This window comes from Pseudoalteromonas sp. MelDa3 (assembly GCF_002863625.1).
GTDB classification, from domain to species: Bacteria; Pseudomonadota; Gammaproteobacteria; order Enterobacterales; family Alteromonadaceae; genus Pseudoalteromonas; species Pseudoalteromonas arctica.
Genome location: NZ_PJBR01000007.1, coordinates 88,935 through 104,393, shown reverse-complemented (window position 1 = coordinate 104,393; position 15,459 = coordinate 88,935). Strand labels below are relative to the sequence as shown.

The following is a 15,459-nucleotide window of genomic DNA, read 5'->3' as shown; positions in this document are numbered from 1 at the left end:
TTATCCTTGAGCTAGTAGTTCGCTAAGTTCGATTAAAGCCGCATTGGCTCTAGAAATATAATTTGCCATAACTAAAGAGTGGTTAGCAACATAGCCAAAACCATTCCCGTTTAAAATAAGTGGGCTCCACACTGTTTCTTGGGTTGCCTCAAGTTCACGTATGATTTGTTGTAAGCTTACACGTGCATTTTTCTTTTCAAGTACGTCATTAAAGTCATACTCTATCGCTTGTAAAAAATGCAGTAATGCCCAAGTTGCACCGCGCGACTCGTAAAACACATCGTCAATTTCTAACCACGGTGTTCTTACTTGCTGCTGCAGTGGTGCAAGAGTTGCTTGTTTATTAGATGAATTACCTGCTAAATCGGTGTTCACTTTTTCCTGGCCTACGCTCGCACTTAAACGTTGGCTTAAGCTACCTAAACGTTTTTCAGCTTCTTTAAGCCAACTACGTAAGTTATCTGCTCGTGCGTAAAATTGGCTATCGCGCTCATGCTCATTAGCAATTTGTCCACGATATACCATTAAGTAGTCAATACCTTTTTGGTACTCACCTTCGGCACTTGGCCATGCCCATGCCTCAGAGCTTATATTAAACTGCGGCTGCGCCTTTTTAAGGGCTTCATGTTCCGTTGATTGTGATTGAGAACGGCTAAAATCTTTTCGCATAGAAAGCGATAAATCACGTACCATTTCTAGTGCGCCATATTCCCACGCTGGCATATCATCCATAATAATACTTGGTGGTATTACATCATTTGATAAGTAGCCACCCGGTTTATCGAGTAAGGTATTGGCTACTGTAATCAATGTAGAAGTAGTTACATAACCCGTTACTATTTTTTCATTACGAAGCTGCGCTTGCTCTTTCGCGTTTGCAACAACGTCAAAACGTGAAGGTTCAGTGCTCCAATAAACAGCAATTGCGTAAAAAATGATAAGCAGTAAAACAACTATTCCTGCTATTTTTCCTTTATGTTGCGACATGTGTACTCCTAATGGTGAGCGTGTTGAGTAGAAGGTTTCGACTGTTTAGCTTGCGCTTCAAGCGACACGACTTGAGCATTAGTAAATAAGCGATTACCGTCACTAAAATATAGCGTGAGTTTACGTTCTTGCCCTACTTTTAATGGTTCTTGTGGTTCAAATACCATTAAATGATAACCGCCAGGTTGAAAACTGACACTTTCATGCGCTTTAATTTCAACCGATTTAACTTGTTGCATTTTCATCATGCCGTCTACATGTGAGTGCTCGTGTATTTCAACACGGCCCAAGCCATCAAGCGTTGCCTTAGTTAAAGTTGCTAATGTTCCGCCGTGATTAGTAAGCGTTAAGTAACCTGCAGTTGAAGTACTGCCAGGTAAAAACTCTCTAACTTGCGCGTTAGCTACTTCGAGTACAGCCACATCAGAAGCATGTTCGTGCCCTGAGTGCGCCGCCAACGATGACGAAAAAAAACTAAATAGTAATGCAGAAGCCATCGAAAAACATAGTTTCGTCATCATTCTTATCCTTATGAAAACTTTAAATTACAGGCTAAATTTAACATAGTTAACCTATAATAGTCAGTCAAATTAAGGATTAAGAGGCTACTTTTTTGTTATCGGCAACAAGCCAACACAACACTGCAACAAATAGTAACGGCCATGCAATCATTATAGATCCGAATAAAAGCGCTAAAAAAGTCCCTGCTAATGCCACTACACCTGCACCAACTAATCCCATAGTAATTAAAGCCACTACAGCAACTACAGCAACAATTGCGGCCAAAGCACCTACAAGCTCGAGCCCAGCCCAGCTAATATCAGCAATCCATAACGGCAACTGCCAAGAGTCGACATGCACAAACGCTATTAAATCAGTAAACAGTAATAAATAGATAATTACACATACTGCCAAAGCTTTCATAGTAATTCTCCTTATACCAACCGGCTTATATACGGGGTTTATTTAACGATAAGCAAATTGCGCTATAACTAGGCAAAAGTTTTTATATCTAGTTGTTATACATATAAATTTTAACAACGTTATAGAGTGATTTAATTCGTTAAATTGTTCAAATATTTATGCCTATTGGTATTAATACTCTTTATTTTCAAGGCAGCAATGCGCAATAAAATAACCAAGAGCAACTGCAAACGGAAAGCTTAAAAATAATAAAATAGTTACTAAGCGCGTTGCCCACACCGGAAAATCTAATCGATGCGCCAAACCACTACATACACCTGATATTTTTTTATTTAACGTATCTTTATACCAACCACGTTGGCGATTAAAGCTATTCATAATCTTCTCCTTAAGCAGTCTGTTTTAAATCAGTTTTTAAACTTGTTTTCAACTGAGCTAGCTCAGCATCTATTTTTTCATTTTTAACTAAGGCTTCAATTTGTGCAGCAGTCGTATTTGCAGAGTCGGTTAACTCATACGCTTCTATTTGGGCTTCAATACTTTCTACACGTTGCTCAACTTGCTCAAACCGAGATAATGCATTAGCTACTTTGTCGCTTTGTAACGTTGTACTTATCTTTTTTCTTGCAGCTGCTACATCATGGCGTTTAACTAATTGTGCTTGCTTCGTTTTAGCTTCTACTATTTTTTGCTGCAGGCGCTCACAATCAACTTTAATTTTTGCGATAGACTCTTGCAAAGTTTCTAACTGAGTTTTCTTATTTACAATGCTTTCGTTAACGCGCTGCTTTTCAAGTAAAGCAGATTTAGCAAGGTTATCACTGCCTTTTTCAACCGCATGTTCAGCCTTAACTTGCCAAGCTGCTAATTCTGTTTTTTTAGTATCAATTTGACGATTAATTATTTTTTCTTCACACAATAAAGCAGCAGCTGTACTACGACACTCATTCAACGCATCTTGCATGTCGTTAAGCATTAGGTTTAAAAGTTTTTCAGGGTCTTCTGCTTTATCAAGCATAGCCACAATGTTTGATTGAATAACGTCATTTACGCGGTTAAATATTCCCATGGTATTCTCCTGTTGATTTTTAATTAATTTCAACAAGAAGATTCCAAGAGTTGTGCCAAGTCCATCAAAACAAAAATAAAACACTTAAAATCAAGGTGATAAATAATAAGCCATCTAAATTTTAGTGACTTCAAGCTGAACAATATAGAGTGTAATTGGCCAATAAATTATGATTTTGACTAATTTTTAGGATCAAAAAAGCCACTCGAAAGTGGCTTAAATTTAGAATTTTTAAAGCTTAGCTTTATTCTGGTACAAAGCTTAATGCTTTATCCATTACCGATAAATCAGCTTGCTTCCCGTGACCACTTTCAGAAAGGTGGCGCCTAAAGCCTCGTGCACCAGGCTGCCCCTGAAAAATACCGAGCATGTGACGTGCAATATGCCAAAAATTAGCACCCAAACGCATTTCTTCTTCAATGTAGCTGTACATTGAGCGCACTACGTCGTGGCGTGATTGTGTGTTTGCAGCATCACCATAAATTTTCTCATCAACGTCATTGAGCATAAATGGGTTACTGTAAGCTTCACGCCCAATCATTACACCATCGATATGTTGTAAATGTTCTAGGCTCTGCTCAATTGTTTTAACACCGCCATTTAAGCTTAAATCGAGTTGCGGATAATCTTTTTTAAGTTGATAAACACGTAGGTAATCAAGCGGTGGAACTTCACGATTTTCTTTTGGGCTTAAACCATTGAGCCATGCTTTACGAGCATGAATAATAAAGTCATCACACCCTACTTTATGGGACGCTTCAATTAGCGCACATAAAAACTCATACGAATCTTGCTCATCAATGCCAATGCGCGTTTTAACGGTAACAGGAATGTTTACTTCGTTTTTCATTGCTGCAACACAGTCCGCAACTAATTGAGGTTCAGCCATTAAACATGCGCCAAATCGACCATTTTGAACTCTGTCTGACGGGCAACCTACATTTAAATTTATTTCGTCATAACCACGCTCACCGGCTAATTTTGCACATTGCGCAAGCGCTTTAGGATCAGAGCCACCAAGCTGCAACGCCACTGGGCCTTCGTGTTTATTAAAATGTAAGTAGTCGCCTCGACCAAATAAGATAGCTCCTGTGGTTATCATTTCAGTATAAAGCACAGTATGTTTAGTCATTTTGCGATGAAAAGTACGACAATGGCGATCAGTCCAATCAAGCATAGGCGCCACGCTAAACCGTCTAAACCCTGTATCACCTGCTACTACTGGGCTTGAGCCCTTATTTAGTGTGTTATTCATATAGTCTGAATTACCTTGAATTTCCTTGAATCGCTGCGAGTTTCGATATACAGTCACCCTATAGTCACCCTCGCGGGGTTGGACTGATCAATAACTTAGGGTTAAATCATGGCTTCATATAATATCGAAAAACGCTGTCTTGCTTCAGGCGACTACCGCTATAAGTGCGTAGTACGCGAAAAGTCTAAGGGCAAGATTATACACAATGAAAGTAAAACATTCAGCAAAAGAGTGCTGGCTGAAAGTTGGGGCAAGAAACAAGTTAACGATATTGAGTATTCTAGGGTGACTGAAAAAAAACAGGCGGTCACACTAGGCACCCTTATGAATATGTATTATGAAAACCATGATTTATGGAATGCCACTGGGCGTACTAAGCAATTTGTAATTAAGATGCTGATTGATTGCGATATAGCATCGGTTTTATCAAATGAGTTACGTACTAGTGATTTAATTGAGCATTGCAAAAATAGGCGTAGCGCTGGTGCAGGCCCAGCGACTATTTATCATGATGTTGCTTACTTACGCAGTGTGATGAAAAAAGCCGGTCCCGTTTGGAACATTGATGCTAACTATAAAATATTTGAAGATGCGGTGCCGGTACTCATTGAAATGTCCTTAGTTGGCAAAAGCCAAAAACGAACGCGCCGCCCTACCGATAATGAATTAGATAAATTGCGCGATGGTTTAAAAGAACGCATGGACTACAGGCCTAACGGTAAAGTACGTATTCCTTTTTTAGATATTTTAGATTTTAGTATTTTAACGTGTATGCGTATTGGTGAAATATGTAAGTTGCGTTGGGAAGATTTGAACGAGGATAACAAAACTATATTAGTTCGCGATAGAAAAGACCCACGCAAAAAAGAAGGTAATCATATGATTGTACCTTTGCTAGCTGGCTCGTTTGATATTGCTATGAAACAGCCTAGAAATGACGGGTTAATATTTCCGTATAACTCACGATCTGTTACTGCTGGTTTTCAACGAGTACGTAATGCTTTAGGCATTGAGGATTTACGCTATCACGATTTGCGCCGTGAAGGTGCTAGCCGTTTATTTGAAAAAGGTTATTCAATTGAAGAAGTGGCCCAAGTAACGGGCCACCGTAATTTAAATATTTTGTGGCAAGTTTATACGCAATTATTCCCGCATAAATTGCATGATAAGTTTATCTAGCTAAATCTTTTCTTATATGTCATTAATCATTTTTATGTAATTATATTTTTAGTATTGAATTTATATTTAATATCAAAAATTAATATGGACTTTATAACTACCTCATAAATTGGAGATCTTATTTAATGGCAAATCATTTTTTTAAGTGGAATGGGCAACACCTTGGTTTTGAAAAAAACGGCAGGTTATTTGATACACATAGCAAGTACATAGGCTGGTTCGATAATAACGGTAGTCTTTGGAGCTCGAATGGTGTTTATATAGGTGAAATTGTTAACAATAATTATATTCTCCGCAAAACAAATAAAGCGCAGCCTATGAATAAGTTAGCAAAATTACCACCTTTACCACCACTCCCCCCTTTACCACCACTGCCAAAACTCCCCAAATTACCTAAATTGGGCTGGTTTGACCCATTTGATAATTAAACCAATAACTTTAACTTACTCATTACTGCTTGAGGTTAAAAACCTTGAGCATATTTTGTTGTTTTCACATTTATATCTAATTAGTCCAATCGCTATATTGTCGTTCCTTTTCAAAGTTTCCAATTCAATAACCAACTTTTTAAATTTCAGTTTTGTTTTTAATTAAGCTGTTGTTTTATATTGATTTTGTTATTACTCATAAAATATACTTTGATCTTTGAAACCTCACGTAAACTAGGTAAGTTGTTGTTTAATGGTTTTATTATTTCTAATTCCTTATGAATTACAGTCGGTTAAACTGAAAAACAGTGAAATTAACTTCGATCTTTTCAGATCTTTGATCTGCTAGAAACCTTATATATGGCGCTGGCTGGCGCTTTAAATGAAGTACTTTAAAACTGTAAAAAAATAACGATAAAGAGCGCGCAGGAGGGTGAGGAAGAGTGCGGATTTCGTGGCGCACATTCTGTGTGGGGCTGGTTTATGTGGCTTAAACTTACCTTGCTTGTATTGACGTGGTTATCTTTGCTGCAGCAAGTGGCAGGCAATAAAAAACCCAGCGCTTGGCTGGGTTTGATTGTGGGGCTTGTGTGTTACTTTGTTATTGGGTCTAGCCTAGATTTTTGGGCGCTTGCTTCATCTGCTTTACTTGTAAACACTTCGGCTGTTGTTGGTGGTGCCATTGTTGGGCTGTGTTTATGTGTTGCGCATTCTGTTGCTATATCTTTTACTGTGGCCATTAACTCTGATAGTAGTTTGAGTACGTTTTCGCTGTCGCTGCCTATCCATGTTTTAGGGCTTTTATGCTCTTGCTCTTTGGTTGCTATTACTTTACGGGTTTCGCATTGTAGGTCGGCTAATTTGCCGATGATGTCTTTTAATGACTCGTCGGTTTTGTTTTCAAAGTTGCCGTGTTCATCTATGTGTTGGTATACACCTTCGCGTACTTGGGTGCGGGTTTCGCCTTCTTTGATTGCGGGTAGGTCCCAACCAAAGGGTAGTACTGTTCTAATGAATGGTTTATCTGCTCGTCCATAAGCAAAGCCAATTTCTACAATAGAATTAATAGCCGGCGGTTCTAATCGGCCTGCTTTATCACCTGCACCTGGTAATGGTAATGGCACTGCTTGAAGTGGTTTTGATTTGGTGTCTGTGCCGTTTTCGTCAATGAGTTGTACGTCTACTGCATAGCGCGGGTAAAACGGGTCGCTGCCGCGTTCGCCGTCTTCGGTTGGTAGTTCTGGTAGTGCAACTACTCTGCCCCAGCGCGGCAAATGCAGTTGGCCTGTTAGTTCTGGGAATAGTTTGCGTATTATTCTGTGGATTGCTTTTTCCATGATCACCAACTTATTTGCATGTTAGTGCCTTTAAACTCAACGGCGGTTATGCGTTCGTCATTAGCGGTTACGTTCGGGCGTATCATTGGGGCTGCTGGCATTGTGGCGGTTTTACCTGCTTGATGATCAGTCATTAGGCCATTAGCAATTTTTACTGGCTTATCTGACCAAAACGAATCGCCATAGCTGCCTACGTAAATTTTACCGTTGCCCTGTTGATACCATACAAAGTCATCAATCTTAAACGCGCGGCCAATGTTGTTTAACATGGCATAGCCGGAGCTATCAGAGTAAAAGCACGGTATGGCTGTATCTGTATAAGCGGCGCTTGGTATTACAAACTCAATACCTGTTTGTGCTGTTATTTCGTCTAGCACTTGGCGCATAGTTGGTTGGCGTAGCATTACACTTAAATTATATGCGAGTGATGCTGACCACTCGCGGCAAAATAGCGTGTACCAACCATTTACCGATGGCATTGCACGCTCAACATAACCATTAAATACCCGATCAACCATATCACCCCAGCCAAGGTCGACTTTAACCGGTGCTAGCTTATCTGCTTTTTGATTAACAGTTATTTGGCATGTACCAGGCGTTGATGATTGCAGCACTACCCAATGATCCTTCATATCAACTTTTGAGTCGTTGATATAAGCGCGGGCAATAAAACGAGCGTTTGGGGTTGTCATTATACGGTTCTCAACGCTGCAAAGTTATCAGTTAAATGCTGATTAATATTTGCATATTGAATACCGCTATCACCGCCCTGCACATTGGCCGTTGCATCGGGCGTACGTTCTTCAACTTTTTGCGGCACTGATCGGTATTCAACAAGCGTAAAACTAATCGCCCATTGTCGGGTAGTTTGTTGCTCCACCGCTTCAATTTTGCTGCTAAAACGCACTTGTTTAACACCGAGTGCACTGGCTGTGTGGTTACTTATGCGATAAATAACCCGGGCGCCACTTTCGGTGGCTTCGGCCATAGCAAATAATTGTGCTAAATGCTCATCTTGAGTGAATGGTAAAAAACCACTCACAGCCAGCATTTTAGCTTTTATACCCGTTTCGGCTTGGCTGGTACTAGACGACTGGCCGCTAGCATCTTCACTGGCAAGCTCTTGGCTTGCCGTGATCCGCAGTGATTTTAGGGCGATTGATGTAGAGTTAAGGTTAAGCATTGTTACTTCACTATCTTTACTTTCGTTCTGAACTCTCCAGCATCGACTCCTTTTACAACCTCACTACACTCACCTTTTATCAGTAAAGCTTCTTCAAAGTCGGTGCGATTATAAGAGGTAAAGCCTACTGATGTCATACTCTTATCTAATATAGATAAAGCGATAGTATCAGTTATTACTTCTAAGCTAGAATTAGGATACTCTGAAAATGTTTCCACCCCTCCTACTGGAGTGTAAGTATAACCATCAACATCTACACTAACTCTATAATTACTGGTATATTTTTCACCCCCTTTGGTAGCTTCCATAGCAAACTCTAAAAAATATGGTTTATCTTCTGTTTTAGGAGTTCTAACCTCGAAAGGGGCAAAAACTCCTTTGTACACTACATCTATATCTATATAATCACTATCAACAAGTTTCATATTCATACCTGTACCGCGAGGTATCCCGTTTCGTAAGTGAAATACATTTTGCTTATAAATAAATTCATTAGCCGAACAAGAAAAATATTCAAGCGGCATAAACGTGCCACCATCTAAATTATCTACACTTAGTTTATTATCTGTAACCTCTAACTTACCAGCTTTCAGTGATGTTAAAAAAATAACGGATTCTTTAGCCTTTTGAATGTTAATTTTATTGTTATTTAATACAATTGACTTGTAATCCCCCCTTGGTGAGTTTTGATCTATCACTTGTCGCAGAAAAGAAAAACCATTTAACCCCGCCACTTCTGTTAAACTTTCTATATTTAATTCATTATCAGATATTTCAACAGTAGCGTCAGAATAGCTATATACATCCTCATTAGTGTTATTAATAACAGCAAAGGAGCTACTCATTTTGCCCACTTTAAATGTGTTGCCTTTTATTAATAAACTTTTAGTATTAGACGATGCCGGCTGTCCTCTAAGTATATGGATATTAAAATTATTATCTTTAATTGACAATTCACTTTCATCATCGCCGTGTGTTTTTTGGTAAAATGTTACCCAACCTTTTTCGACGTCATCAGCAAAATGCCTAGCTAAAAACTCTTTTTCTACAATGAATTCATTATTGTGATAGTAAGTTTTTTTACCTCCCTTCGATTTAAGTAACTCGTTGTTATTTTTATCTTTATTGAAGCATAAATTATTTTTATTGGTATTACCGTTGTACCGCAGTATTTCTACACTTGCATAAATATCATATACAGCCATTACACCCGCTGTTTTTAACCCCTCGACCCAATTTTCTTTATAATCAACTTCAGTCCCTTCATACAAAACAAATGCAAGATAGTTTCCAGTTGACGGTGAATAGTAGTCGTCATCATTTATTAGTTCATTTCCTTTACAAATTAATTTTTTCATGCCTTTTTTCATGTTTTCCATAAAGTCATGGTTATTGTCAATGCCCATACTCATAACCACAAAAGACATGTTTCTAAAGATATTATCTTTTAAAGTGACTAAATCATGCCCCATATTTAGCCCTGTAAAAAAAGAAAATCCGCAGTTGACGACCTCATTTTTAATAAAGTTAACAGTTTTAATTCCGTAAGCCTCACTCAAAACATCTATTTCTGAGCTATATGTTCCCCTATGAATTGAAACATCATTCTTTATTTCACATCTATACACATCCAGCTGACCTAATAAATGCTTCTCTGACACAGGAGAGAGAAAAATAGATATGCCACCACCAGCACCTGTAATTTTTATATCTGAAATTTTAATATGCTCTCCGTTTTTATAACGAATCCAAGGCCCGCCAGGTTCAGTAAAACGTATCCCTCCTGTTCTATTTCCAATAATATCAATGTTGGTTTCAATTATATTATTGCTTGTTAGTGTTGAGTAGTATTCTTCATCAATAGAAACCGCACCATAGCCTATCGCTGCCAATAATGCTGCCTCATTATTGGCAGCTTCTGACTCTTCGTTGGGTATAGCTCCAAACATTCTTGGAGTTGTTATACCTACATTGGCCAGCTTTATGCTTTGTAAACTGTAATTATTTGCTATAATCCAAAATCCATTAGCTTCTATTATCCCATCAACAACCTTAAAGCTAGCTTGTCTATCTTCTAGGTAAATAACTTTCCCAATAGGCAGCACTTTTTTGTATGTCTTATAATCTGCGACAGTTTTAAAGTTTTTAGTTGTACTGTCTTTATCATCAGTAAATGAAAACCTCAAATCTTCGACTTTATTATTGTTATGAATAATAGCTACAGGAGCCAAATAGTGCTCTCTACCCTGCTCGTCAGTAAAGTCGTCCTTTTCAACGTTTGAAGTATAAATATCAACTTTAGGTGCCCATGTACTGCTTGCATCACCTTCAAAATAAGCATCAGCATAAACGTACCTTGGGTATTCACTAGCATTTAAATAAGTAACTTCCTTGAGTTCAACACGTAAGCCACTTATGTAACCAACGCCTGCCGTTACTTCAAATGAGTTCAGCGTACTACGTGGCACTACTTTAAAACCATCATCAATAAATGAATCTGCGCCGTTTAAGTCTTTTGCTAACTGCTGGGTTAGCTTATCCATGCCTTGCAGGCGGGCGGTAAAGTCTAATTGCCATGTTTCTGGGGCTACATCAATACCAGTTAGGTCGGCAATGCCTGAATATTCAATGCCAAAGTTACGGTTTAAGGTATTACCCGCTGCGCCTGGCTCGGTGATTGTTTTGGCGGTGGTTGGTATGTGGTTAATAGCTACTAATGTTTGGTTTACTGATGAATATAGCCCAACCCAGTTAAATTCGAACGGGCCTGTTACGCTGTCTAGCACGGTTGAGTAAACCACTACGTTTTCGTTAATGCGGCCTACTTGCTGCACTATTTGTTGATGCACTACGTGATCGGCTGGTAAAAGCTCATCGCGGTTAATTGGTGCTGCTGGGTCTTGAGCGGGCACGTTTGCAAAAATAAACGTGTCTATGTCTAGTTGCTCATTAGCTTGCGCTTTTGCAGCAAAGAGCTTTTCACCTGCAATTGTAATTACTGAAGCCATGTTAATTCCTCTTTTGTTTTAGCTAATAAGCTGTTTATTTGTTGCAATAATAAAATGTGATTCGTTATCCATTAACGCCAACCCAAGCTTTGGGCTCATGTCGTCGCTTAGCTTTGCAAAGCCGGTTAGGCTGTCTAATGCAAAGTCGTTTGGCGGTGCAATAAGTGGCATGCTGGCAATTGTGTCGTATTGGTAGCGCCGTGTTGTTCGTCCGTACTGCCTGCAAATGTTATCTATTAAGTTATTTCGCTCGGCTAAATCCGAGTCTAAAAGCTGTAAACTCACTACATCCCAATCGGTTTCGCTTACTCGTTCGTCAATGGTGATCCACGGCGTACCGATTTTTTCAAACATGAAATACCACCCCTCTTTACTGCCTGCTCCTTTGGCAAATTGCAGGGCGTATTTAACGCGGGTGCGGTACATTAGCTCGGTTTCGTTAGGTATTTGGCTAATGTCACGCTCCCATGCGAGTAGGTTTACTAGCTCTAGTTCAGCGGTCATTGGGTCGAGCTGTTTTGCAGGCCATGCCAGCATGTCGGCTACGCGCTGCCAATAAATAACAGCGGCTTGGCGTAGTTTGTCTAGCTCGCTTTTAGGGCGGGCTAGCCAGTACGGCATTTTGGTGAGCGCTTGCCAGTTTATGTTCATAGTGCATTACCGTTTTCTATGGTTAGCGCGGTTAAGCGCGGCACGTTGTTTTGGCTGGTTATATCGGTTTGATGCCAGTTTAATGAGTCGATACCGTCAAACTCTTTGTGCAGCTCTTGGCTTAGGCGGCTAAAGCTAAAGCGGCTAGCTGGCTGCGTTTTAGTTACTGTGTAGTCGGTGTTTTCTCTAAACGCGCTGCGTATAAAGTTTTCAATATTGGCGAGCAATGCCGTTACTTGGGTTTCGAGCAGGTAGGCGTGTGGGTAAATGGTTACGCCTACACTTACATTAATGCCTGGCATGGCCATTACTTGTAAATCATCGCCATGGCCATGAAAGCCTTTTGCCATAACATAGTCGTTTAAATCATCTATTAAGCTTTGGCTTGGTGTACCGGTGTCTAACAAAATATAGGCGTTTGCAGTGCCCGGGCCACGCGGTGCATCGTGTTCAAAAAATATATTGTCGGTATCAAGGCCTGATCGCTGCGTTAAAATAGCGCGGTAAACGGCGTCAATGTGCCACGGCGCTGCGGCGGTAAATGCGTTGCGGGTACGTAGTTTTAAATCTTGGTTTGTTTCTGCATCGGCACCGAGTGCATCAAGCCAGTGTTCGTCGTTTATAGCGCTGCTAATACCTGTAACCGCTTCGGGTAAAATATGGTAGTAACCTGCGCCTAGGTTGTAAGCTGAGCCTGCGTTTTCGGCAATTACTGGCACTAATACGCTGGTTTGGTTTTCAGTCAATATTACGTCGTTAATGGTTAGCACACGGTAAACCGTGCCGTTTATGGCATCGGTTTGTATTACTGTACCGGCGCTAATTAATAAGCTGGGGCCTGTATTGGCGGCGCGGTTAAAACGCACTTTGCCTTGTGTGCGCTCTTCGCTTTTACGGATTAGGTCGTGCTCCCACGCTTTGGCTTCAATAAATTGGCTGTCGGTGGCCGTTTGTAAAAACAGGTTTGGGAGTATTTTTTCAATTAATACTTTGTTTACTAACCATGTTGCAGGTTTTGCCACAATGGCGCTAATTAGTCGCCAAAATGGTGAATATGGCGACTCGTTTGCAATAATACTGCCGCTTGCGTCTACGTCTTGTTTAAATAGCGTTTTCCAGCCTTCCTCAGTAGTGGGAATGCCTGCGTTTTCTACAATGCGTTTAAAGTCGATTATTGGGGTTAGGTCAGCCATTATTGTGCCTCGATGATCAATGATGAAATAGCGCCAAACTCTATGGTTTTAGCATGTACCCACCACTGGCCTTTGTTAACTTGGTTTTGCTCAACTTGCACGGTGCCAGGCATAATGCGTAAGTCGTCTTCAACCAGTAGCTTTATTTGCGTTTGGGTGTCTTGGGTTACGCCTGTTCCTCGGTCGCTTACTAATAAGTTTGCAAGGCCGGTGTCTAAAATTGCGTGCACTATGTCTTGGGCTATTACGTCGCGGTTGCTTAAATACGTTGGGTTGTTGCCTGCGTCTAACACCACATCGCCATTTTTAATATGTAGGTCGCTATAAATACTCATGACTGCATTTCCACAAAGTTCATAAAGTTAGTTTCGCCTTTGGCTGGGTACACGTTAACCGTGCCAACGCTGGTTGATTTTTGTTGGTTTGCGTTACTAATTTGCTGAGTAATACCGCCTTTTTCGGCTTTACTTCTAATTGGCTCTATTGCGTCGATGCTTGATGTGCTGGCATTAGAACCTGAACTTATTAGTTCTATGTCTACGCCTGGCAGCATATTTATTTTGTCTATCCACCAATTTAGGTAGCCAGTAAATAAATTTTTAACGGTTGACCAAACCGAGGTAAACACGCCTACAATTGCTTTTATCCACCCCCATTCGCCCATAGTGGCTTTTAGGTCGTCCCAGTAATAAATCAGTGCACCCACGGCGGCTATTGCGGCAACTATTCCTGCAACAATTAATAAAATTGGATTGGCGTACATAACAATATTAAGTGCAAGCATTGCGCCTTTTAAAAATGCTATTGAGGCTGTCCACGCTGCACTTATCCCTCTACCAATCATTGTTGCTGTATTCCATGCGGTCATGGCCATAGTTGCAGCTCCCATAACTACCGAAATTAGTCCGCCCGCAGCTACTAAGCCCAATATGAATACGGCCGCGTAACCTATCCATTTTGTTAAATTAGGGAATGCTTCGGTAAACCACACAACACCAGTTCCCATGTCAGCAATTAAGCCTACAAAGTCGTTAAATACGGGCAGTATTGCACTGCCCCATGCGGCGCGTATTACATACCAACTTTGGCCAAGGCGCTCAGTTTGGTCGGTCATTGCTTGCGCCATTTCTTCGGCTTTTTCCATACCAAAAACATTACTCAGCTCGTTTATTGATTTACCTAGGCCGTTAATGTCGTTCATGAGTAACTTTATGGTGCCAACGGCTTCGGCTGAGCCAAATGCTTTTTTAAGCTCGTCGCCTTCTGCTACGTCTATGGTTTCGCCGTACTTGCCTTTTATTTTGTTGAGTATGTCTATTATTGGCAACATTTTGCCTTGGCTGTCGGTAAAGCTTAGGCCTAGCGCGTCTTGCGCTTTGCCTACGCCACCTAAAAACGATTTGTATTTTGTACCGGCTTCACTGCCCGACATAGTCGCTTGCAATGTGCCTAGTATGGCCATTTGCTCGCTCATGCTTATACCGGCGCTGGTTGCCTCTGCACCAATGGCGGTAAACGCGCTCGACATTTCAGTGCCTGTGGTTTTAAACGCTTGTACTGCGGTTGCGGTCATGCCGGTTAGTTGTTCTACCCATTCGCCTTTGCCCATTTCGTTGGCTTGGTTTTTAAAAATACCGTACATGGTGCCCATGTAATTTGTAATAGTGCCTGCGTCTGACTTGGTGGCCGCAGCTAATACGTTGCTCGATAGCGTAAATGCCGATAAGTCGGCATCGTTTAGCCCGGCAATGGCACTTTGTATGTCGTAACTCGATTTAACAAATTCGGTAGACGATTTTCCGTACTTAAGGGCAAATTGGTACGAGGTGTCGGTAAGTTGTTTTAATGCAGACTCGCGCACACCAAGCGAGCTTACTTCGCCTAGTGCGCGGTCCATTTCTATGGCTGGCATGAGCGCGTTTTGCAGTGCATAACCACTGGCCGCAATACCCGCAACGCCCGACGCCATTTTCATGGTGCCGCGTTGGTAGTCGTTGGTTAAACCATTAAGGCTATTGCTTATTTTGGCAATCGGCTTAGTAATTTGGTCAATCATACCAACGGTAAACATTAGCTGTTGCGGTAAACTCATTTACTTGCCCCCAAAGGCTTTGCACACTGCATTGGTTATTATGTTTTCTAGGTTTTCGCGCTGGTTTTTATACAGCCAACCCGCGCGGGCTAAGTTTTGCTCGTCGTCTTGATCATGTGGTAAAAAGTGACGACGTAAAATAAATAGTTGTTC

The 15,459-nt window shown here is 40.7% G+C and carries 16 protein-coding genes and 1 pseudogene; 2 read left to right on the top strand and 15 right to left on the bottom strand.

The genetic code is table 11. The features are described from left to right. The 6 genes from CXF89_RS02365 to dusA all read right to left on the bottom strand — a co-directional run bounded on the left by CXF89_RS02365 (position 1) and on the right by dusA (position 4,235). A complete protein-coding gene (locus CXF89_RS02365; protein WP_002957928.1) occupies positions 1 to 987 on the bottom strand; it encodes a DUF2333 family protein in 987 nt (328 codons plus the stop codon). Between the two features lie 8 nt (positions 988 to 995). Further along, on the bottom strand, positions 996 to 1,505 hold the full coding sequence (locus CXF89_RS02360; RefSeq protein WP_180961374.1) for a copper chaperone PCu(A)C: 510 nt from the start codon (positions 1,503 to 1,505) through the stop codon (positions 996 to 998). Positions 1,506 to 1,584: 79 nt separating this feature from the next. Then, entirely contained in the window at positions 1,585 to 1,911 is a 327-nt protein-coding gene (locus CXF89_RS02355; protein ID WP_121953715.1) for a hypothetical protein, read from the bottom strand. Between the two features lie 171 nt (positions 1,912 to 2,082). Then, positions 2,083 to 2,289 carry a PspC domain-containing protein gene (locus CXF89_RS02350; protein ID WP_024599243.1) on the bottom strand — a complete coding sequence of 69 codons (207 nt, stop codon included), beginning with the start codon at positions 2,287 to 2,289 and terminating at the stop codon, positions 2,083 to 2,085. Between the two features lie 10 nt (positions 2,290 to 2,299). Beyond that, positions 2,300 to 2,980 carry a PspA/IM30 family protein gene (locus CXF89_RS02345; RefSeq protein WP_121953714.1) on the bottom strand — a complete coding sequence of 227 codons (681 nt, stop codon included), beginning with the start codon at positions 2,978 to 2,980 and terminating at the stop codon, positions 2,300 to 2,302. A 244-nt stretch (positions 2,981 to 3,224) separates the two neighbouring features. Beyond that, entirely contained in the window at positions 3,225 to 4,235 is a 1,011-nt protein-coding gene (dusA, locus tag CXF89_RS02340; RefSeq protein ID WP_121953713.1) for a tRNA dihydrouridine(20/20a) synthase DusA, read from the bottom strand. 108 nt (positions 4,236 to 4,343) lie between these two features. Here dusA and CXF89_RS02335 point away from each other — a divergent pair, with 108 nt between their 5' ends. Continuing rightward, entirely contained in the window at positions 4,344 to 5,414 is a 1,071-nt protein-coding gene (locus tag CXF89_RS02335) for a site-specific integrase (RefSeq protein ID WP_121953712.1), read from the top strand. A gap of 101 nt (positions 5,415 to 5,515) precedes the next feature. After that, positions 5,516 to 5,842, top strand: a pseudogene (locus CXF89_RS02330) (4-fold beta flower protein); the annotation flags it as partial. 593 nt (positions 5,843 to 6,435) lie between these two features. Here CXF89_RS02330 and CXF89_RS02325 read toward each other — a convergent pair. From CXF89_RS02325 to CXF89_RS21545, 9 genes are read right to left on the bottom strand one after another with little or no spacing between them, the layout of a single operon-like run. After that, positions 6,436 to 7,179: a hypothetical protein gene (locus CXF89_RS02325; protein WP_121953710.1), complete on the bottom strand. Its 744-nt coding sequence runs from the start codon at positions 7,177 to 7,179 to the stop codon at positions 6,436 to 6,438. 2 nt (positions 7,180 to 7,181) lie between these two features. Continuing rightward, positions 7,182 to 7,871: a hypothetical protein gene (locus CXF89_RS02320; RefSeq protein WP_121953709.1), complete on the bottom strand. Its 690-nt coding sequence runs from the start codon at positions 7,869 to 7,871 to the stop codon at positions 7,182 to 7,184. Next, positions 7,871 to 8,362 (bottom strand): baseplate complex protein, encoded by a 492-nt coding sequence (locus CXF89_RS02315; protein ID WP_121953708.1) that lies wholly within the window; start codon positions 8,360 to 8,362, stop codon positions 7,871 to 7,873. Before CXF89_RS02315 ends, CXF89_RS02320 begins: the two co-directional genes overlap by 1 nt. A 2-nt stretch (positions 8,363 to 8,364) precedes the next feature. After that, positions 8,365 to 11,370: a phage tail-collar fiber domain-containing protein gene (locus tag CXF89_RS02310; RefSeq protein ID WP_121953707.1), complete on the bottom strand. Its 3,006-nt coding sequence runs from the start codon at positions 11,368 to 11,370 to the stop codon at positions 8,365 to 8,367. Positions 11,371 to 11,388: 18 nt separating this feature from the next. Then, complete coding sequence (locus tag CXF89_RS02305; protein ID WP_121953706.1) at positions 11,389 to 12,021, bottom strand: hypothetical protein; 633 nt, start codon at positions 12,019 to 12,021, stop codon at positions 11,389 to 11,391. Beyond that, entirely contained in the window at positions 12,018 to 13,214 is a 1,197-nt protein-coding gene (locus tag CXF89_RS02300; RefSeq protein WP_121953705.1) for a baseplate J/gp47 family protein, read from the bottom strand. Before CXF89_RS02300 ends, CXF89_RS02305 begins: the two co-directional genes overlap by 4 nt. Beyond that, complete coding sequence (locus CXF89_RS02295) at positions 13,214 to 13,549, bottom strand: DUF2590 family protein (protein WP_121953704.1); 336 nt, start codon at positions 13,547 to 13,549, stop codon at positions 13,214 to 13,216. The genes CXF89_RS02300 and CXF89_RS02295 overlap by 1 nt, the downstream gene beginning before the upstream one ends. Next, positions 13,546 to 15,306, bottom strand: a complete 1,761-nt coding sequence (locus CXF89_RS02290; RefSeq protein WP_121953703.1) for a phage tail tape measure protein — start codon at positions 15,304 to 15,306, stop codon at positions 13,546 to 13,548. Before CXF89_RS02290 ends, CXF89_RS02295 begins: the two co-directional genes overlap by 4 nt. Continuing rightward, positions 15,307 to 15,447: a DUF6890 family protein gene (locus tag CXF89_RS21545; RefSeq protein WP_374703121.1), complete on the bottom strand. Its 141-nt coding sequence runs from the start codon at positions 15,445 to 15,447 to the stop codon at positions 15,307 to 15,309. Positions 15,448 to 15,459 lie beyond the last annotated feature (12 nt).